Consider the following 21,498-nt stretch of genomic DNA (forward strand, 5'->3'; position numbering starts at 1 on the left):
TATTACTATTTTTGTTATGTTGCTACTTTTTTATTACTACTATTTACTATTATTACTACTATAAGCATAAGTAAAATGATAAGTATTCTTAGTCATCATGCCTTGCTTTATATCGTTTATTACAATACCGTCAACTTCAACATTTGATCTACTCATCTGTTTAATAGCATAAGCTAATTGACCTTCTGAAGAGTCGTTATGGCGAGTTACCATTAAGACCTTGTCAGCAAACTTCGACAGTATTACCGCATCTGTTGCTGCTAATACAGGCGGCGAGTCAATAATGATATAGTCATAATGGTCAGCAAGCTCACTCATCAACCCACTGAACCTATCACTAGCTAGCAGCGAAGACGGATTACGGGGCTGGTTACCGCGAGGGATAATATCTAAATTATCTATACTCGTAGGATAAGTAATACTAACGGCCGTACTGTCATCTGTGGCGAAGTAATCTGCAAGCCCGTTCTCACTTTCTTGATCTATGTTAAATGTATTGTGCAAACTACCTAAGCGCATATCTGCATCTATAACCAACACTCTTTTATCTAATTGTGAGAACACTTCCGCTAAATTTGCAACGATGAAGGATTTACCAACGCCAGGACTCTCACCAGATACCACAATCACACGGCTACGTTGATCATTTTTTCCTTGTACCGGCATACCAAACATTAGATAAGTTCTTAGACTTTTTATCGCCTCATAACTCACACTATCGTGATCAGCATAAGATAATAAGCGGTTACCAGCTCTGTTGTTTTTACCTAATCGTTGCACTGATTTAGAGCGAGGAACCGTAGCTATAACAGGAACACCTATTTTAGACTCTAAATCTTCAGGATCTTTGACTACGTCTTTAAAAGAGCTTCTAATTAATACTACTGCTGCTCCTAATAGCGCACCTATAGCTGTGGCCAGTAGCATAATCAGACCTTTCATCGGTGCTATAGGCTCATAGGTGCTAACAGGTAGATCAACGACACGCGCATAACCAATTTGACCGGCTTCAACAATTTTTAGTTGCTCATAGTTGTTAAGCATAGTGAGATAAAGATCTCTATTGATACCAACATCCTCTGATAGTTGTAAAAACTCTCTTTGAATATCGGGTAATCTTTCAATAGTATTACTAATCTCTTGTTTTCTATTATTTAGCACTCTTAGCTGATCATTAATCTGTATAACTAGAGGATGCTCGTCAGTATAATAAGTAGACAGCTCTGCTTGTTGCAGCTTTAGATCGCTAATCTGACCGTCAATTCTAGAGTTCTCTGCTATCAACAACTCAGCTTCTTGAGCGACATCAATAGTGCCGTATCTTTCACGAAAATCGTTAAAAGCGGCCTCAGAGTCATCAAGCTGCTGCTTTAGTCTAGGGATTTGTGTTTCCATAAATTCTATGGTTTTAGTCGTCTCTTCAGCACCGCGCGACTCGTTTTGACCTACATAAGATAGAACAATTTCGTTTAAGATCAAGGTCGTTTGTTGCTGATTAGGGCCTGTGTAAGACAGCTGGATAATACCGCTTGAATTTTCTGTTTCTATTACTTCCAATTTACTATTTATAGCGTTTGTCGTAATTTGTAACGACTGCTTAGTAATATTGATGGGGTGTCCACTAGCAGGTAGATCCTCTACAGTAATTTGAATAGGACCCTTGGCCCCTTTAAACTCTTGTGATTGATTAAACTGACCTTTAAACTCTTCAAGAGCATTGCTCAATGTAAAACCGTTATCAGATCTCACCAAAGTAAAAGTCTCATCTAGGTAGTCTGGTGCTACATTGAACTGACTGATCTGTGCTTGTCCATTATCAGTATCTAATGAGACTCCTGTTGGTGCATGTACTGGAGTATTAACTCGATCATTTGCTATTCTATCTATAGCAGTAACTTCAGGATTGCCTAATCGAGTTTGCAAATGCAACAAATCAACTACTGGCTCTAATACCATGCGCGATTTTATTAATTGCGTTTCTGCTAAAGAGTTATTTGCTCCTGGACCAACCAAATTAGAGATATCATTGCCAAGTCCTGAAACACTTTGCGAGCTTTCATTAATTTGTATCAACGCATCTGATTGATACGTTGGATTGACGTAGCGGTTATACAGTATTGCTAATACCAACCCTAGTAAAGCAAACAAAAGTATCGTTTTCCAGCCACGCATCAATGCTCCAAACAAGTCTGACAAACTAAACTCGTTGTTCTCTCGATCGATAGCAGGTTCTGTCAATTTTTTCGAATCTGTATTCATGTGTGTATTCGCCATTTAACTAATTTTATCAGCCCATTGTTCAAGGCTATCAATAATGTCTTTCTTAGCAGCCTCAAACGCTGACCTATCTTGCAAGTACGGATCTTCAATATCTTTATTATTCCAATGACCAATTCGAAACGTTTTGCCTCGGCAATGTGGCCATTCATTTTCAATCCACTTAGTTTGATCTGTTGACATCGTCAAAATCAAATCCGCTTTTTCTACTAGCTCTGCACTGATCTGCTGAGCACGGTGTGAATCTATATTTATATCGTCAGCTGCCATTACAGCGCTTGCTTTTTCATCGGCCGGATAACCTATTAATGCCGACACGCCAGCGGAGTTAATATGCTTTTGTGGATATTCTCGAGCCAGTAACGCCGCAGCCATAGGGCTACGACATATATTGCCAACACAAACAACTAAGATATTATTGAATGTCATAACTTACGCTTCTATATATCTACCTATATACGTGAAATCGAATTGATTGCAGAGGTTGAAGGTAATAGAGCACTGATGATACGGTTCCAACGTGCTAGGCCAGTTGGATCGACATAAATAATGTCATTTGATTGCATCTCAAAACGGTTAGCTAATGCTAGACTTGTAACTGACTGCAAGTTAGCATGATAAATAGTGGTGTAAGGGTACCCTGGATTATCACGTACGATATATACTTTAGCCGCATCAGCAGTAGCTGAATTCAAACCTCTTGACCGGCTTAATACCTGCGCTAAAGTAATTCCTTGTTCAGGTATAACAATAGGCTCTACCACACCAAATTCGCCTAGGGTATAAACCGTATTACGACTTTCATTATTGACGTGGATAGAATCACCATCACGTAAATAAATCTGGCTACCTGACACTCCGGCTTGTTGAAGTGCTTGTAATCCCAATGAGTAAGTTCTGCCGTCACGGTTCAATACGATATTGTTAGAATCGCCTGTATCTGTCGTTCCTCCTGCTAGAGAAATTGCGCTATAGAGTGAAACAGGAGTGTCTGCAATCGCAAACTCACCAGGCTGTCTAACTTCACCATCAATAAAGAACTTACTGCCGCGATAATTGATAATTTTTACTTGAGGGTCGGGAAATTTTAGATATTCTTGTAGTTGACTACGTAGTTTCGCTGTAAATTGCGGCACACTCAGACCACTTGCTTTGATACGTCCAATTAGAGGAAACTGAACGAAGCCTTGCTGATCAACAGGAAGGCCCGAAGCATAAGGATTAGAGCTATCGCTTAGTGTCGAAGGGGTAATATCTGGATAATCAATCAATGTGATACTTAAAATATCTCCCTCAGCAATGCGGTAATCGGCTTTACCGGATTGTTGCAACAAGCGAGATAAATCGCTATCAGGAGTAGCGACTGGTTTGGGCGGTAAGGTTTGCAGATTTAAAGGCTGAATATTAAACTGCATGCCATTTTCTGCTATGAAAGTACCACTAGTAGGTGGCAGGTCGCCAGCTTGTAGTCCTGAGTTAATAGTACAGCCTGAAAGCAGACTGAGGGACAACAGACATGCCGTAAAAAGTTTGGGCGACTGTTTAATAGGAAGTAAACGATGATAGACCATAATTATGACTCAATTTTATATTCTTAAATCCGGATTAAAAATTCGTACATATTCTTAAATTGAATTTGGAAATTACTTATGTTCACGCAAAAACTCAGTTAGTTACTTTCACTTATAACGTGAATCATGCAGTTACTTATAGATACAAACCTGAATAAATGTATTCACAAAAGCGAATTAATAAGTGCCAAATATACACTCAAAACTAAGATAACGCAATATCTTATAAACTTTTGTAGTGAAAGAATCACCAATTGTTGCGTAAAATATATACAGAAACTAAAATTTAACTACCCTCATCATCAATTGGCATTGTAACAATCGACAGAAGATAAGAAAAACAAAAATACTAAAAAACAGTATGAACGGCACCTATATTCTCTTTAACGGAATAAATTATGGTATTTTTTTTATAAGTTTTAGTCAATTAAGTATAAACGCAATATTACAGGTATAAACGATTAACGACATAAAATCTCAATAATGAATATTTGTGTCACAAAAAACGATTAATAGATTTGTTAAGAAAATGTTACTTAAGATGGTTTAACAGAATTAATAAGCATAATCAGATAAAATTTATAGAAAAGTAACTGTTAGCAGAAATATCTGGATAACTGCATTATATAGACATCTATATACAGCAAAAGCGCTAATCTATCTGTCAAGCTCATTAAAATAGCGTAGAATATACCGGGCAACTTATTTAATGCTAGTAACCTAGCAATACATTGCGAAATGTAAACCCAAACCGACTCAAGGATTAAGGTTACCGTTATGAAAGATGAAAAACTACAAAAGGCGCTGGCTCGTATGGGCTTAGGTTCTCGTCGACAAATGGAAGAAGTTATTAAGTCAGGACGTGTTTCTGTCAATAACCGTCCTGCTACTATCGGTGATCGTGTCGAACCAGGTGACGAGATTCGTGTAGATGGTCGTTTGATTAAATATACCGCTGAGAACGAAAAGCGCCGCCGTGTACTGGCTTATTATAAGCCTGAGGGTGAAGTATGCTCTGCCAATGACCCAGAAGGTCGCCCTACAGTATTTGAGCGCTTGCCTAAATTAACCCATGACCGCTGGGTAATGGTTGGACGCTTAGATATCAATTCAACTGGACTTTTATTGTTTACCAACGATGGGGAGATGGCACATCGCTTGATGCATCCCTCCAATGAGATTACTCGCGAATATGCAGTAAGAGTTTTAGGTGAAGTGACACCAGATATCGCACGTACGCTAACCGCTGGAGTCATGTTAGAAGATGGAATGGCACAATTTGAAGACATTAAAGAAGGTGGCGGTGAAGGTGTCAACAAATGGTATCATGTGAAGCTCAAAGAAGGCCGTAACCGCGAAGTACGTCGTTTATTTGAGTCCCAAGGTCTCAAGGTCAGCCGTTTATTGCGAACACGTTATGGCAGCATTGCTCTACCAAAAGAGCTACGTACTGGCCGTTTTATAGAGCTTGATAAAAAAGACATCAATACATTAACTGACTTAGTTAGTCTGCGTCCGCGCTACGGTACTGGTCTTCATGGCGCTGCTAAGCGTAAGCAAGAGCGGATCAAAGATAAACCTCTCAAAGCGCGTCGTAGTGATAGTAAACGTCGTGATACATCATCTAATAGTAGTGTAAAACCAAGCCGCGGTACGCGTAATACTCGTGATCGCAACAGCTAGCAAGTATACTATGCTTACTGCTTACTGCTTACTGCTTACTAGCTGTATAAAAACAAAAAAAGCAGCCAGTGATATATATATATCACTGGCTGCTTTTTTTATAATACATCAGCTTAGTTAATCGTTAATCACGATCATCTAAATAGCGCCTCATGACCTGTAAATCTTGTAAATGCCGATTTTCCATGGCCTCTAAAGCTTTATCTAAACGTTTTTCAATATTATCTAGACCTTCTTGCAAAATACTTTTGGCTTTAGTTTGTGTATCTAAACTAGCATGATTAGCTCCAGTTTTTCCTAGATGATGATAACTGGCTAGCATCTCTGGTAAGCGTGTATACAGTAGTCTTTGTAATACGACTTGCGACTCATCCACCGCCAATGTTCTATTTTGCGCATCTAGACTCTGCTGGTGCTGACTATAAATCGCTATCTTTTCATCAATACGTTGTAGCTGACGCAGCTGTATATCCGATAAGCTCTTTAAGTATTCAGTATCTAGTTTCAACTGTTGCCATTTTATATTGGCTAATGATAGAGGCGCATGAGGATCTTGATAGGTGAGTATACCTGGGGTAATACCGACTGCATTGTGCAAAGCATGCCAGCCTTTTTTGCCCAAATAAAGGATAGCAACTGTACCAACCACTCCTACCCCTATTAATATACTCATGCCTATCTACCTAGCTACTTGCTTCTCTATGACTTTTTAAATCTATAATTCTTCAAAGAAAGCTTATATTCAGTTTCATATCTATCAAATATGTTTATCGTTGGTAATTTTACTACTATTAACATCGATATCAGTATCTACAGATTGATGGGCTCGGAGAGTGGCGTCAGGATTATCGAAGCGCTGCTGTAAATAACGCTTAGTTACCAATAGTTTTTGTCCATCTTGATGGTAGGAGGCAGATAGCAGGTCATCAAACTGAGTGTTAATAGTGCTAAGCACTTCTAGCAAAGCCTCTTTTCCGGTAACGTCTGAGTGTTTAATCTTGGTATTATCTGCGCGTGCACCATCTAAATCATGTAAACGGCGATAATCAGCAACGGCTTGCGGAATATGTTTGTCCATTAGGTTTTGAATCATAATATAAGTTTCATTGACCGTATCGGTGTCATCAATCTTACCATCATTGTTGGTATCACCGTAAATAACGCGCAGTTTCTCGCCTTTTTGGTTAATCTCTTCAAGTGCTGTTTTAACCTCTACCGGGAGGCTTTTTTCAGGAATATAACCCAGCTGCGGCATCGCTTCATACTCAAGCATTTTGGGTGCCGTGACTTTTTTAATACCACGATAACCCAGATACAATCCAGCTGCTGGCAACACCCCGTACAACACGAACATTATGAACATTGCCGTCATTTGAGTCATTGGATTATCCCTGTTTAATTTTATATCTATATCAGTTCTGCGTACGACTTTTAACATAGCGATGCGTCGATGCTAAACGGTTTAGGACCGTTTGATGCAGCTCATCTAACAACTCATCTAGCTCGTAATCCACCTCTAGAAAAAGATCCGTTAGCATATCCCCTGCCGTCATACTGCCTTGTACCGTATTATTTTTGGTTCTATGCGGACTAAAGCGTAGCAGCTGCTCATAATGATGTATGGCTTCAGGAATACTTTCAGTCACTAGCTTATCGATAACAAACTGACGTTCGTTATGCTGTTGCTGCTGTTGCTCATTGAGCTCTTGACTCCAATCACGATAGCGTTTTAGCTTACCATTAATCCGGTCTAAGACCGCCACGGCTTCGATGGGCATAGCGTTTAGGGTGGCCTCATCAACTACATCAACAAGCTCAGTCATAATAGGGCAATGTCCATGTTTAAGATACCATAAGGTATTAGGATCAAAGGGAGGGCGATTAGGCGAGCGCATCTGCGCTTTATTGGTCAAATAGCGATCCGTCAGCGGCGTTGGCGAATGCGAATCATTCACCTGTGCTAATGCCTGACAAAGACGATTTACACGTTCAGGCGCTGTGAGCGTAGAGGTTTCATTGCTACTCTCAGTATCTTCAACAACGTTATCCTCTAGACTTTGACTGCTCACTCGCCGTTGGGCGTTAGTAGCTGCTATGGTCGGTAGATCATCTTGAGCCTGCCCAAAAGACTGTAGCATTCTTGTCAAACTTATGGCCATGACCTACTGTGCTCCTCGCTTATTTCCCAAATATTTTTTGTATTGCATGCACTGGTTTAATAACGTATCTTAACAGTTTTTCGCTATGCTGCCAGTAAGCAAACGTCAACGTTTTAGTCTTAAAAACTTAGTCTTAACAACGAGCAAACGCTATGAATAGTACCGATTATTTTTCTGGCTTTTTGTTAGGCTTATCTTTGATTATTGCGATTGGCTCCCAGAATGCTTTTGTACTCAAACAAGGACTGAGACGCGAGCACCTGTTCTTTATTTGTCTGTTTTGCGCAGTCAGTGACGCTCTACTTATATCTGCAGGCGTAGCTGGATTTGGTACTGTCACTGCGCGCTACCCGCAAGTGGTAGATATCGCTAAGCTTGTAGGCGTGGTTTTTTTGTTAGGTTATGGACTGCAAAGTTTGTATGCTAGTGTGCGTCTATCACACGCTCTCAGTACTCAAGGACAAGTGGTCACGAGCTTAAAAAGAGCACTTCTACTATGTTTTGGCTTTACTTGGCTCAATCCTCATGTCTATCTAGATACCTTGGTACTAGTGGGCATGGTTTCAACCGGAGCCAGTAGTAAATTAGTATTTGCTAGCGGTGCCATCAGTGCCTCATTTGTGTTTTTCTTCGCCTTGGGGTATGGCGCGCAATTACTAAAGCCGCTGTTTACTAAACCAAAGGCATGGAACATACTTGACGCTTTAGTAGGTATATTAATGCTATATTTGGCATGGCACTTATACCAAAGCTAAGTACCAAAGCTGAATTAAAAATTGAGCAATAAAAAAACCAAACATCATCAATTGATCATGTTTGGTTTAAATGAACCTTATTATCGGTATTAGAAAAATATCTCTAAAAATTCTGATTATTTATGAAGCCTTTTTGTGATTTTTCTGATTTTTAGGTTTCACAAAAGTCAGATTCAAAAAGTGCTCAAGCGAATCATCAGTGATATCAAGCCAAGGCTCTGGTAGCTCAGGCGCTAGAGTACCTGTCAAGGTAGAGCGATAAGCTTTTTCTCTAAAGCCCATAATATTGGCAACTTTATCTTTTTGCCACTGCTTTAAGATATCACCTTGCTTTTCAACAGCGAACTCTGGGTAATCCGTTGCGTTAGTTAGATCACGAATATAATTGGCTTGAAAGTCAATTGAGTCACTGACCGTTATCGTCTTGTCATAAGTTGCAAGCCACTTTGCTTCATCTTCTTGACGCGTCTCTAAATCGGGCAATTCGATATCACCTATCATCACATCGCGTGCATACCAAGCCTGAGCATCAAACATATTAAAGGTAAAGTACTGATCTTGCATACCTAAATAGATAAGCTTTGGATTGGGTTGCCAAAAAATACCTTTGTACAAGTTTGCAGGATATAAGCAGTTATGCGTTTGCAACCGCAGCTCATCAGGCAAGAACGGAAAATGGAATAGATAACCGGTACACATGATGATAGCGTCAAAGCTTTGACTGGTACCGTCAGCGAAGTGCGCCACATCGTCTTCAAAATGAGTAACTAATGGCACCTCTTTGATACCTTCTGGCCAATCATAACCCAGTGCTTGCGTACGATAACTGATCGTCACGGACTTGGTGCCATACTTATAACACTGCGTACCAATGTCCTCAGCTGAGTAACTGCTACCGACCAGCAAGATGTCTTTATCTTTAAATTCTAGAGCATCACGGAAGTCATGAGCGTGCAAAATGCGACCTGGAAACGCCTCTAACCCTTCAAAATAAGGCATGTTTGGCGTTGAGAAGTGACCAGTTGCCACTACCACATAATCAAACTCTTCAACTTCTTGCTCACCGCTTTTATGATTCATGACCGTAACGGTGAACTTTTGGGTTTCATCATCAAAAGATACCCAACGCACTGGGCATTCGAAGCGAATGTATTTATTAATATCCTGCTTATCGATGCGACCCATGATGTAATCTTTCAACACTTCACGAGGCGGGTAAGAAGGGATAGGCTCACCAAAATGCTCTTCAAAAGAGTAATCTGCAAACTCTAAGCACTCTTTGGGGCCATTTGACCATAAGTAGCGATACATACTACCGTGCACAGGCTCACCGTTTCTATCTAAACCTGTACGCCAGCTATAATTCCACATGCCACCGATGGCATTTTGTTTTTCATAACAAACTATTTCAGGCAAATCTTTGACACCAGCTAAACGTGCGGCTTCAAAAGCGCGCAATTGTGCTAGACCGCTTGGACCTGCACCTAAAATAGCAATTCTTGTCTTACTCAAAGTCAACTCCTGTTAAAAATAGTGAGAAGCTATCATAACATATTTTTATGGCCGACATTAAAAGATGACATTACTAGTCATTAGTAAACAATTATTTACTATAAACAACCTGTTTTTACTACAAAAAATTATAAGTGTGTTTTTTAAATTAAAGCATTGGCGTTATATTAAATTGGGAAATAAAGTACGTAAACCACTAACAATAATTTCAATGGAAACGGCAGCAAGTAGCATACCCATGATTCGACTCATGATATTAAGACCAGTATCACCCAATACACGGCTAATACGACCTGCAGCCATCAAAGCCAAATAACAAAAAAGGCTGATTAACAATCCGGCGATAATAACGGCGGACACACGCAGTATGCCTGAAACTTGTGAAGAATAAATAATTACCGTTGAGATGCCGCCAGGTCCTATCATCATAGGAATGGCTAAAGGCACTACTGCCGAGGCGGTACTTGGCGGCGCATATTTATCATATTCAACGTCGAAGTTTTCTTGATCCGGCTTAACAGGGTTGCCCTCCCCGTTCATCATATTAAGCGCAATCAAAAACACTAATATGCCCCCTGCTAGCTGAAACGAGCCGATTGAAATACCTAAAGCTTTTAGTAATACTTCACCAGCTACGGTAAAAAAGCTGATGGTAATAAAAATAGTTAGGCAGGCTATGCGCGCAACTTTACGTCGATCGATCATCGAGTAGCCGCGAGTCAAATCTAAAAACAGCGTCAAAGCACTAAAGGGATTGATCAACACCACAAAGGCTAAGATAATTTTAATAATTTCAGTGTTCACTGAGCGCTCGCTTGTTGGTCGTCAAAATCTAGCAAAAAATAAGGCCATCGCGCGAGTGCAACGATGACCATGTAGGCAATTAATAGCAGCATTGTAGCATAGGTAGATAAGTCAATTAAATCATTAACTTCATCCGATTTTTAATAGTGCTCTACGAATGAAACTTTAATCTGATTTATATTATTTAAGACTTATAAAACTGGCACCTATAAACCTCAAGCATTAAAATCAAGTCCAATATCCAGTGCCGTTGTACTGTGGGTCAAATAACCCATAGCAATAAAATCAACGCCAGTTTCTGCAACTGTTTGTACTGTCTGTGGAGTAATCCCGCCCGAGGCTTCAGTTTTGGCACGACCTTTACACATAGCGACTGCCTGTGTGAGTGTTTCAGGCGACATATTGTCTAATAACACCAGATTTGCGCCAGCGTCTAAAGCTTGCTTTAACTGCTCTAGCGTATCTACTTCAACTTCAATCGGAATCAGATGTCCGGCAAAATCCTTTGCTTGTTTGATAGCCGCTTCAATGTCGCCAGCAATAGCAATATGATTGTCTTTAATTAAGATTGCATCATCGAGGCCTAAGCGATGATTGCGTCCACCGCCGCAGCGTACCGCGTACTTTTGGACGATACGTAAGCCTGGAATAGTCTTACGAGTACAAGTGACTTGTGCAGAAAAATCTGCCACACTATCGACGATCTCACGCGTAGCCGTTGCAATACCGCTCAGATGAGTCATAAAATTCAGCGCCGTACGCTCGGCGGTCAATAGATGGCGCGCATTACCGCGCACCGTTGCTAGTACAGTATTGGCTGTGACGTACTCGCCATCACTTATTTGAGCAATAAATTCAATTTGCTTATCAATTATAGCAAAAGATAAACGCGCTAGATCCATGCCACAAATGACTCCGTCTTGCCTAGCTCTAATCTGTAACTGCGCCTGTCTATCTGCTGGAATGGTCGCTTGCGAGGTGACATCACCACGCCTACCCAAATCTTCTACTAATGCTGTTTCTACTAAAGGTTTTAATAGTACTTCATCTATCGCCGGCTCTATGCGTACGCTCATTTGTTTTTGCCTCTGTTAAAGATCTTTTGGTTTAATTAAACTCAAAACGAGCATAAATATAACGTAAAGTTTAACGACTAGCAAGATTTGTTCTCACTTAATATAAGGGGCTATTTATGAGTATAAGATTATCTGCTTTTAGGCAACTTGCTATCCATAAGCAGGCTTTGTAGCTCGATATCATGACAGAAACGATATAATTTGGCAGGACGACCTCGTTGAGCACTACTACTTTCTCCCGTCTCCATGACCAAATTCTGCGAATCGAGCAACCGGCGGAAATTCTGTTTATGCAAGCGCCCTCCTGAGAGCGCCTCAATACTTCGCTGTAACTGTGATAAGGTAAAAGTATCCGGCATAAGACCAAAGATAAGCGGTCGATATTCAATCTTGGCGCGTAGTCTGGATATGGCAGTAGCGATTACGCGGCGATGATCATAATACATCGGTATGCCTATTACCTGTCCCCAATGCTTGGGAAGCTTATTAGGCTGATAATTAGGCGCTTCTGGAATTAATTCTGCTTCATAGAGCATCTCATAGCGCAGCAGCGCATGCTCAGCGACCCATTCATAATGATGCTTTTTACCTTTTTTAGTATTTTTATTTTCTAACGTATTGTTAGCATTATTTCCAATAGCAACCTTGTTTATTCCCCAGCATAAACGAATACGCTGTCGACGGCGTTGCTGCATCATCTCATCTGCCGAGCTATCCGCCCAGTCAAATAAAGCAGGGACGATAAAATCAGTAATGGTACTTGGCATACCATCTAAATGATTCTCCCATGGAAAATAATCATACCAATCACGCCACAACGCTTTAGTTTGCAGCTCTTGAGTTTGCTCCTCTTGCACTAATCCCAAATAGCTAACATAAACTAGCGCATGACCATCAACGTTGCGCCTATTGGTATCGACAAAAGTATAAAGCTGCTCAATATATCCAAGCGGCTGCTCGGTTTGTTCCTCCACCCACTGGCGGACGCCCGCCTGCAACGAGCGATGCAGTGGCATGAGTGGTCCATTGGGTAGTAATTTACCTTGATCGACCGTTAATACTCGTGCGTTATGATCAGTGATAGCAACCAATACAGCGACCACCTCGGTTGTGCCACTACCTTGTTGATGCGCATGTGAATAAGACAAGCTCATAGTTCTTTAGTATTATCCTTCGTTTTTTACAAATCATGTTTGATAAGACTCAGTTAATAAAACCTGAGTTGATAAAGCCTTAGTTAATAGAACTTAGTATAACGCGGTTCACGTTTTATCGTAGCTACTGGATGTAATTTATATTTTTTTGCTTCTTTAACTTGAGATAGACAACGTCTTTGAATAAATAAAAAAATCAAAAACTTCTTGTAATTATGCTCAAAATGAGCATAATTAGAGTTACTTTATTAACTAGCTACAGTTTTTTATATCAATTACTTGTTTACATATTCACTAGCATTATTGCACGGAGGCTTGCAGCCATGAACACTTATCCCTATGACGCGCCAATATTGAGCTCTGATAGCAGCCGTGTTGCCACTCTTAATATCGAGCATGCCAAAGCTAGAATGCCAAAAGACTTAACTCGCACTGAGCGCAGCGTTATCGAAGCCAATATCAAACAATTACTAGAAGATAATAATGCGGTGCTGGTCGCCCATTACTATGTCGATCCTTTTATCCAAGATTTGGCATTGACAACTGGTGGTTGTGTTGGTGATTCGCTTGAGATGGCACGCTTTGGTCAAGCGCATAGCGCCCAAACCTTAGTGGTCGCAGGCGTACGCTTTATGGGCGAGTCGGCCAAGATACTTAGTAGGGAGAAAACAGTGTTGATGCCTGATTTAGAGGCCGAATGTTCGCTCGATTTGGGCTGCCCTGCTGATGAATTTTCTGCCTTTTGTGATGCGCATCCTGAGCGTACCGTGGTAGTTTATGCCAATACTAGCGCGGCAGTGAAGGCACGTGCTGATTGGGTAGTAACCTCGTCAGTGGGTATCGATATTATCCGCCATTTGCATGCACAAGGCGAGCCAATCATTTGGGGTCCTGATCGACATTTGGGCAACTATATTGCCCGTGAAACTGGCGCGGATATGCTGCTGTGGCAAGGGTCATGCTTGGTACATAACGAGTTTAAAGCCACAGAGCTTGAGCAATTAAAAGCCGAGCATCCTGATGCCAAAGTACTCGTCCATCCTGAGTCGCCTGACAGCGTGATTGCGCTTGCTGATGTCGTCGGCTCAACTAGCAAGCTCCTCAAATCCACCTATGAGATGGATGCCGATACTTTTATTGTCGCCACCGACTTAGGTATCTTGCATGAGATGCAAAAACGCTCACCTTATAAACGCTTTTTGGCCGCGCCTACTGCTGGTGAGAGCGCCAGTTGTAAGAGCTGTGCGTTTTGTCCATGGATGGCGATGAATGGGCTTCAAGGTATTGAACAGTGCTTGATGCATAAAACTGGCGAGGTAACCATGACGCCAGAGCTGGCAGCTGCGGCTAAAAAACCTCTACAACGGATGCTTGATTTTGCTGAATTGCAACAGCAGCGCGTAACTGCTAGCGGTGATATTGTCAAAGATCGCGCGTTATTTGCCAATGTTGGAGCCGCGTAAGATGACAGCACTTGCTAGCGCTATGCAAACGAATATTGTAAAGACGGATGTCTTGATTATCGGTGCAGGTCTTGCTGGACTCAGTACTGCGCTGTCACTGCCTAAGTCATTAAATATTATTATCTTAAGTAAAGCCGCGCTTGAGAGTGGCTCTAGCTACTACGCGCAGGGCGGTATCGCGGCAAGCTTAGCTAAAGATGATAGCGTCACTGATCATGTGGATGATACGCTTATCGCTGGCGCAGGACTTTGTGCTGCTAACAACACTAATACTATTTTGAGCGCTGGACAACAAGCCGTACAGTGGCTGTGCGAGCAAGGCGTACCTTTTACTCAAGCTGTAGCACAAAAGCCTATTCCAAAGTCAGCTCAAGCTACATTAAACCTTGATAGCCTACATCTGACCCAAGAAGGCGGTCATGGTCACCGCCGAGTCGCGCACGCTGATGACGCCACTGGTCGACATATTATGAACGCTTTAATCAAAAAGACGAAAGCGGCCAACAATATTACTATTTTGCCGTTTTATGAAGCGCTCAGCTTATTAACCTTAACCTCAACCTCTAGCGACACCGACTTAGCCAATAACAACGATAAAGTAAAAAACGCTAATAGTGATAAACAATGCCAAGGCGCAATCGTTTTTGACCATACTAGTCAGCGTCAATTGTCTATTTATAGTCGAACAGTTGTGCTTGCTAGTGGCGGTTTGGGTAAGATGTTTCAGCGTGCCAGCGCGCCTGATGTTTGCATCGGTGATGGGGTGATGATGGCTTGGCAAGCAGGATGCCGCTTAGCTAATTTAGAATTTATCCAGTTTCACCCAACCGGATTGGCTTTAAATGACAGTAGTTTTTTGATCTCCGAAGCCCTGCGCGGTGAAGGTGGACGGCTCTATTGTCCTTTGACGGGCAATCGCTTTATGTTGGGCATAGACGCGCGTGCCGAACTCGCTCCAAGAGATATCGTGGCCCGCGCCATTGCTAAGCAAATCAGTAATAATGGTCTTGGTTATGTGCATCTTGATGTCAGCCACATGCCAAGCACCTTTATAACCGCTCACTTTCCACAAATTTATCAGACGCTATTAGCACTTGGCATTGATATCACCACAGACGCTATTCCAGTTGCGCCTACCGCACATTATAGCTGCGGCGGCGTAGTCACTTGCGCCAATGGTTTAACTGATGTGCAAGGATTGTATGCAGCTGGCGAGGTTGCTTATACTGGTCTCCATGGCGCTAACCGATTGGCAAGCAATTCACTGCTAGAATGCGTAGTAGTTGGTCGCAATATCGCAGCGCATGTACCGCATTATTTAGCAACTAACACTTGGATAACTCCTACTTTAACGGATACTCAGATTGTACATTTAGCATCTTCTAATTTTACTGGCCGCGTCATGACCAATGACACTTCTTACATCAATACCGTTACTCTTATTAATATCGATAAAATAACCGCTCAATTAAAATCGTTAATGACCAACCATCTGGGGGTTGTACGTAGTGCTAAGCAACTAAAGCAGGCGCTAGCACAACTACAAGAGTGGCAACTTAAAATAGATAATTTAGACACTCAAACATCCTCAAACAAAACAGACAAGCTGGCGTACTTTCGACTTAACCGGCAATTAAGGTTGGCTTGCCTGATTATCCAGTCCGCTTATCAGCGCTGTGAGAGTCGCGGTGGACACTACCGAGCGGACTACCCTAATTTAGCAGATAAACCAAGAATTAGTATTATTGAGCCGCTATCAAAAGAAGGTATTAAGCTAAAAGATAGCCCTCTACAAACTATAGTAGAACATTCTAAGAAGAGTACTCGAAAAGCAGCCAGCTAAAACAACCGCTATAAAACCCCTCATTAGGGCCGAAATTTGCAACGCTATTCCAGCTTTTAAGTACTGATATGATACAATCTCCGGCTTGTCAAAATTGTTACGAGCCTGTCCACTATGCAAAGCCTCATTACCCTCGTTTTGGTACTTACGCCGATGTTTATTGGCTTTGCCATTCCCTCGCATCGGAGGATGACTATCCTTGCAGATAAGGGCTTATCTTATTTAGTATTTATCATTTTAACGCTTATCGGTATTGAGCTGTCGCAAGTCGAAGGGCTTGGCAGTCAACTGGGCGAGATTGCGCTATATGTTGCGGTACTGTCGATATTGACTATCGGCACAGGTTTAGTTGGATTAATGATTTTCGATCACTGGCGTCCATGGCAAGTCAAAAAGTCAACGGCCAAATCCAAAGAGCATCGGGTCAGTATTCGCGGTAGTCTGGCGCAAGTATTTTGTGTGGTGATTGGCATGATCATCGGTTATTTCTTACCGGAGAGCTACATGCCACCTGAGAATACCATGACTGTTCTACTGATGATCTTGATACTACTGGTTGGTATTGGACTCAAAGGCTCAGGAATTACCCTAAGGGAGGTGCTGCTCAATCAGCGCGGAGTGGAGATTAGTATCATCTTTACCTTAGCAGTGCTAGTAGGCGGGTTACTTTTTGCGCTATTATTTACTGAGGTATCGTGGACAAAAGGCTTGGCGCTTGCCTCTGGGTTTGGCTGGTATTCGCTATCCGCTATCGTGATGACCGATGCTTATGGGGCGATTTGGGGCAGTGTGGCATTATTTAACGACTTGATTCGTGAGTTTTTCGCGCTGATATTTATCCCCGTATTTATGCGTAAATATCCCTCGGCGGCGGTTGGGCTTGGCGGCGCGACCAGCCTAGATTTTACCTTACCTATTATTCAACAATCTGGTGGGCTTAAAGTGATACCTTTAGCGATTAGCTTTGGTTTTATTATTAATATTGTGTCGCCGGTGTTAATGGTGGTGTTTTCGGCTTGGTAAGGATAAATAATTTTGGTTTTTAATTCGCGTTGATGTGTTTATTTATAATTATTCAAACGTTTAAGACCCTACTCAACATTGCTAATAAGCGCATAGATACGCTGGTTTAACCAACTGTTTTCTGCATCATTTGGCGCAATCGGACGATCTGAACCATAATAAAAAGTTTTGATACGATCAGGGTCAATATTATACTTCATGATCACATAGTTTTTGATACCTTCCACCCGATACCTTGATAATGTTTGGTTGGCGCTATTGTCTTCGTTCTTTGATATATGCCCTTCAACTAGCATGACAGCATCTAAATGATCTTGCATCTTTTTACCAGCGTTATCCAACTGTTCGTAATACTCGCTTTTTATTTCACTACTATTCTCATCATAGTATGCTCTAGCTTCCATCATAAATTCATTTTCAGCGAAAAGTAAGGAATGCGGACAGCCCCTTTCATCTATCTTCACGTTCATAGGCGTGGCTGGACACTCGTCTATATCATCAAGTACGCCATCGCCATCTGAATCTGGAGTAGGTAGAGCCATTGTAACAACACTTTCATTACCATAGTTTTTAAAGCTTTTAAGCGCAGATTCTGATTGAGATGACGAGGTTGGCAAGGTCTGACAGCCTGCTAAAGCAACAGTTGCTATGGCTAAACACATTGAAAATCTAATAACCATAACCGTCTCACAAATATTATTAGTAATTAACAAACATTATTTTAATAATATATTAGATTTAACAATTAAGCCAACGGTAAATCTTTATCCACCTGACAAACCCTATCATGCCAATCAACAAACTCCCCAATAGCGTCTGGCGCGGGTTTACTATCGCTAACCTCTCTACCATCAAAACTCTCTACATAACGGCAAGCCTTATAGCCTTTAGCAAACTTATCATAGTCAGCCAGCCATTTCTCCCTAGCCTCAAGCTCTGCATAGCGTAGCTCATTTTCCTCAGAATCAACGTCATCAATTGGCATTGACCAAAAATCCTTGGTCGGAATATTTTTAGATAGCTTATTCGTCTCAGTGACCTCAGTCATACGCCAAGGTTTCGAGGTTAAGCGCGCGCGAAAGCACTGCTGCGATTGACACAGACGCACGTAGTTAGCATCGGCATGGAAATACTCAAACCATTCGGCAATTAGGCGATCACTTGGTAAAACCGTATCGTGAATAGCGATAATACGAAATCCCGCTGGCGTCTTATACAGACGAAAAGCCTCATCTGGATAATTGCCGATACGCTTTTGCATTAAGTCGGTCATAAACGATAGAAGCGAAGCTAAGTCAGCGTCTATCTTTTGCTGGCGCGCTTGCTCTTCTTTACTGGCTTTTTGCCATAAAAAAGCGGTTGCCGCTACCATCACCACAATCAACCACAGCCACGACCAGCTTTGCCACGCTATGATACTGGCAATAAGAGCGAAGATGATAACAAAGCTCCAAACGAGTCCTTTAGTAATAGGTTGGTTTTGATTAGCAGCTGTGATTATAAAGCCATGGCGATCATAATGATCAGAATAAAGGTGATGTAACAACTCTGCGTTATCGACGTCAATGATGGCGATGTTGTCGACGTTGGCGACCTGTGCACCGTAGCTATTACGTGTGACGATAACTTGCGTTATAGAAACTGATGCGTTTTGAGGAAAAGTCTGTTCAGCGAAGATTTGTTCGCGAATAGGAATGCCATTGCCTTCGTTGTATTCTTCTTTGCGCTCACGTCGCAAGATATCCTCGCCTGCTAGCCAGTGCTTGTGCGCCTCAAAAACCCGCGTTTTGGCGTGATCTAATGCCGCAACTTGGCTAGTATCTGACCAGCCGTAACGTTTGATGGTAGCTTGTTTTGTGTTACCACTGGATATTGTAGAAGATTCAAAGCGCTGCTTATGTTGCGCCCAGTATTTGGGAATGAGCATGGGTTTTGCCTTTGGATTCTTTATTTTTTACCATATAAGTATGGGGTTTTAACGGCTACTTAAATAAGCATATAGACTATTATAGTTTCTCAAAAGAATAGCAAAAACCCCTGTTGGTTCATAGTCCAACAAGGGTTTAATATTATCAAGACTAAAGGCATACTTACTACTGAACTAATACTTAAATTTTACTTAGCGCTCCAAATGAATGTATTGCATATGCCGTTCATACTGATTAAGAATATCGACCAATACTTGCTCTTTAGTATAGCCAACCAAATCATACTCTTGAGAACCATCAGTTAAAAACACTTCCGCTCTATAGTAATGTTCAACGTTTTTACTTGAAGTATTAAGCGTAAAGTTAGGCCGCTCCGCTTTAACTAAGTTTACCTCGTAAATGAAATCATCTTTATCACCGTGACCAACTTGTAGTTTTAAACCATCTATTTGACAGCTGTCTTGATTTTTATTCGCGTCTATATGTTTTTCGATATCTGCAAGATCATGAACTTGTAAAGTAGTATTGAGTCCTCCTACTTTTAGCTCCTCTTCAACCTCATTCATGGCAGGCAAGACAACGTTCTGCAAAAACTGTTCAACTTGTTTATGTCCAGGAAAGCTGACGATACGCTGCAATCTTGCTTTCCAACCTTTGCCACTATCGAGTACATTCGCTGTACCTACTGTGCTGGCTTTACGCTTATTACCTTCTTCCTTAAGTGATTTCCACATGGACATCATATAAAGGACAAGGATAGCTGAAAATGGCAAGCCTGCAATTACAGACACAGATTGCAATGAAGCAAAACCACCTGCAAAAAGTAATCCCAGAGTAATTAGTCCTGTCGCAGCGGCCCAAAACAGGCGTAGCCACACTGGCGCATCCGCATCGTTAGTCATGCCTCTTGAGCTTAGATTAGCTAATACTAAAGCGCCTGAGTCAGCTGAAGTAACAAAAAACACTAGACCGATAACCACACCAGCGAATGATAATATATCGCTAAAAGGATAGTATTCAAACAGAGCAAACATACCCATAGCCGCATCGTTGACCGCAATTTCACCCAGCTCAGAGGCACCGTTAGCGACTAAATATATGGCTGAATTACCAAAAATTGAGAACCATGCAAATATAAAGCCTAGCGGGATAAACATTACGCCAAATACAAATTCACGTAAAGTGCGACCACGACTGATACGTGCGATAAACAAGCCTACAAATGGCGCCCATGCGACCCACCATGCCCAGAAGAATATCGTCCAGCCTGATTTCCATTCAGCACCCACTGCTCCTTGATAAGCATAAACATCAAATGTTTTATAAATAATGGTCTGGAAATACTGGCCAATGCTCTGGGTAAAAGTATTAAGTAAATAAACGGTATTGCCCATTACTAATATAGCGATCAATAGCAGTATCGAAGACAACATATTGAATTCAGACAAACGGCGTACGCCTCGTTCAACACCTGTCATAGCAGATATAGCAGCAGCAGCGACGACACCCACAATGATAAAGGTTTGCACCATTTTGCTCGATTCAATACCAAACACATGGGTGAGTCCAGCATTGGCCTGCAGTACCCCGATACCTAAACTGGTTGCAATCCCCATTAGCGTACATACTACCCCAAAGGTATCGATGCCATCACCGAGCCAGCCTTTAATCAAACGCTCGCCAAAAATGGGCGTTAACGGTGATCGCAACGCAAGCGGCATGTTTTTGCGATAAGCAAAATAAGCCAAAGCCATACCGATCAATGCATAGATACCCCAACCGTGTAGTCCCCAATGCAAAAAAGTTTGAGCAAGTGCTTGTTCCATAGCCTCAGCACTAGCAGGCTCAAGGCCAACATGAGGGGTCAGATAGTGCATTAGTGGCTCTGAGGCACCAAAAAATAATAGATCAATACCGATACCTGCTGAAAACAGCATCGCAGCCCACGCTAGAAAAGGAAACTGAGCTTTTTCGTGATCTAAACCTAGCTTAATATCACCATATTTAGAACAACCAACAAATAGAGCAAAGATACTATATGCTGCAACAACAAGCATATAGTACCAACCGAAGCTCTCTGATACCCAAGCCATTCCAGAACCAAGTAAAGCTTCACTGTAATCTGGAAACATAATTGTCCAGACTATAAGCAAAATAGAGATAATCGCTGAGCCTAAAAATACCGTTTTATTTAGACTTAGAAGTTTTGTGGTACTACTTGTCGTGTTTTCTGAGGGCGAGCCTTGCATA

The 21,498-nt window shown here is 41.6% G+C and carries 18 protein-coding genes; 5 read left to right on the plus strand and 13 right to left on the minus strand.

What is annotated here, in order from left to right; all coding sequences use genetic code 11:
- Positions 1–39 precede the first annotated feature (39 nt).
- From ACR63N_RS10975 to ACR63N_RS10985, 3 genes are read right to left on the minus strand one after another with little or no spacing between them, the layout of a single operon-like run.
- A complete protein-coding gene (locus ACR63N_RS10975; RefSeq protein WP_367103872.1) occupies positions 40–2,259 on the minus strand; it encodes a polysaccharide biosynthesis tyrosine autokinase in 2,220 nt (739 codons plus the stop codon).
- A 15-nt stretch (positions 2,260–2,274) separates the two neighbouring features.
- Positions 2,275–2,706, minus strand: a complete 432-nt coding sequence (locus ACR63N_RS10980; RefSeq protein ID WP_367103871.1) for a low molecular weight protein-tyrosine-phosphatase — start codon at positions 2,704–2,706, stop codon at positions 2,275–2,277.
- A 23-nt stretch (positions 2,707–2,729) separates the two neighbouring features.
- Positions 2,730–3,848: a polysaccharide biosynthesis/export family protein gene (locus ACR63N_RS10985; RefSeq protein WP_367103870.1), complete on the minus strand. Its 1,119-nt coding sequence runs from the start codon at positions 3,846–3,848 to the stop codon at positions 2,730–2,732.
- Between the two features lie 777 nt (positions 3,849–4,625).
- On the opposite strand from ACR63N_RS10985, the gene rluB reads away from it, so the two are divergent.
- Complete coding sequence (rluB, locus tag ACR63N_RS10990) at positions 4,626–5,531, plus strand: 23S rRNA pseudouridine(2605) synthase RluB (protein ID WP_472782018.1); 906 nt, start codon at positions 4,626–4,628, stop codon at positions 5,529–5,531.
- A gap of 124 nt (positions 5,532–5,655) precedes the next feature.
- Here the strand turns inward: rluB and ACR63N_RS10995 are convergent, their stop codons facing one another.
- The 3 genes from ACR63N_RS10995 to ACR63N_RS11005 all read right to left on the minus strand — a co-directional run bounded on the left by ACR63N_RS10995 (position 5,656) and on the right by ACR63N_RS11005 (position 7,690).
- Positions 5,656–6,204, minus strand: coding sequence for a hypothetical protein (locus ACR63N_RS10995; RefSeq protein WP_472782019.1), 549 nt, complete (start codon positions 6,202–6,204; stop codon positions 5,656–5,658).
- Between the two features lie 84 nt (positions 6,205–6,288).
- The gene (locus tag ACR63N_RS11000) at positions 6,289–6,912 is read right to left on the minus strand and encodes a hypothetical protein (RefSeq protein ID WP_472782020.1); all 624 of its coding nucleotides are present in this window, start codon (positions 6,910–6,912) and stop codon (positions 6,289–6,291) included.
- Positions 6,913–6,943: 31 nt separating this feature from the next.
- Positions 6,944–7,690 (minus strand): hypothetical protein, encoded by a 747-nt coding sequence (locus ACR63N_RS11005; RefSeq protein ID WP_367103866.1) that lies wholly within the window; start codon positions 7,688–7,690, stop codon positions 6,944–6,946.
- A gap of 152 nt (positions 7,691–7,842) precedes the next feature.
- On the opposite strand from ACR63N_RS11005, the gene ACR63N_RS11010 reads away from it, so the two are divergent.
- On the plus strand, positions 7,843–8,445 hold the full coding sequence (locus tag ACR63N_RS11010; RefSeq protein ID WP_472782021.1) for a LysE/ArgO family amino acid transporter: 603 nt from the start codon (positions 7,843–7,845) through the stop codon (positions 8,443–8,445).
- A gap of 120 nt (positions 8,446–8,565) precedes the next feature.
- On the opposite strand, the gene ACR63N_RS11015 is transcribed toward ACR63N_RS11010, so the two are convergent.
- The 4 genes from ACR63N_RS11015 to ACR63N_RS11030 form a co-directional block, all read right to left on the minus strand.
- On the minus strand, positions 8,566–9,957 hold the full coding sequence (locus tag ACR63N_RS11015; protein WP_367103864.1) for an NAD(P)-binding domain-containing protein: 1,392 nt from the start codon (positions 9,955–9,957) through the stop codon (positions 8,566–8,568).
- Positions 9,958–10,119: 162 nt separating this feature from the next.
- Positions 10,120–10,761 (minus strand): MarC family protein, encoded by a 642-nt coding sequence (locus tag ACR63N_RS11020; RefSeq protein ID WP_367103863.1) that lies wholly within the window; start codon positions 10,759–10,761, stop codon positions 10,120–10,122.
- Positions 10,762–10,976: 215 nt separating this feature from the next.
- Positions 10,977–11,837: a carboxylating nicotinate-nucleotide diphosphorylase gene (gene nadC, locus ACR63N_RS11025; RefSeq protein ID WP_367109061.1), complete on the minus strand. Its 861-nt coding sequence runs from the start codon at positions 11,835–11,837 to the stop codon at positions 10,977–10,979.
- Between the two features lie 128 nt (positions 11,838–11,965).
- Positions 11,966–12,991 (minus strand): NUDIX hydrolase, encoded by a 1,026-nt coding sequence (locus ACR63N_RS11030; protein ID WP_367103861.1) that lies wholly within the window; start codon positions 12,989–12,991, stop codon positions 11,966–11,968.
- Positions 12,992–13,314: 323 nt separating this feature from the next.
- On the opposite strand from ACR63N_RS11030, the gene nadA reads away from it, so the two are divergent.
- The 3 genes from nadA to ACR63N_RS11045 all read left to right on the plus strand — a co-directional run bounded on the left by nadA (position 13,315) and on the right by ACR63N_RS11045 (position 17,320).
- Positions 13,315–14,454 (plus strand): quinolinate synthase NadA, encoded by a 1,140-nt coding sequence (gene nadA, locus ACR63N_RS11035; protein ID WP_472782022.1) that lies wholly within the window; start codon positions 13,315–13,317, stop codon positions 14,452–14,454.
- Between the two features lies 1 nt (position 14,455).
- Complete coding sequence (gene nadB, locus ACR63N_RS11040; protein ID WP_472782023.1) at positions 14,456–16,297, plus strand: L-aspartate oxidase; 1,842 nt, start codon at positions 14,456–14,458, stop codon at positions 16,295–16,297.
- 114 nt (positions 16,298–16,411) lie between these two features.
- Positions 16,412–17,320: a LysO family transporter gene (locus ACR63N_RS11045; RefSeq protein ID WP_367111718.1), complete on the plus strand. Its 909-nt coding sequence runs from the start codon at positions 16,412–16,414 to the stop codon at positions 17,318–17,320.
- Between the two features lie 68 nt (positions 17,321–17,388).
- Here the strand turns inward: ACR63N_RS11045 and ACR63N_RS11050 are convergent, their stop codons facing one another.
- The 3 genes from ACR63N_RS11050 to betT form a co-directional block, all read right to left on the minus strand.
- Positions 17,389–18,000, minus strand: a complete 612-nt coding sequence (locus ACR63N_RS11050) for an OmpA family protein (protein WP_472782024.1) — start codon at positions 17,998–18,000, stop codon at positions 17,389–17,391.
- A 65-nt stretch (positions 18,001–18,065) separates the two neighbouring features.
- Entirely contained in the window at positions 18,066–19,247 is a 1,182-nt protein-coding gene (locus ACR63N_RS11055; protein WP_472782025.1) for a hypothetical protein, read from the minus strand.
- Positions 19,248–19,439: 192 nt separating this feature from the next.
- A complete protein-coding gene (gene betT / locus ACR63N_RS11060) occupies positions 19,440–21,497 on the minus strand; it encodes a choline BCCT transporter BetT (protein WP_367103853.1) in 2,058 nt (685 codons plus the stop codon).
- Between the last annotated feature and the right edge of the window lies 1 nt (position 21,498).

It is taken from the genome of Psychrobacter sp. M4 (assembly GCF_055699795.1).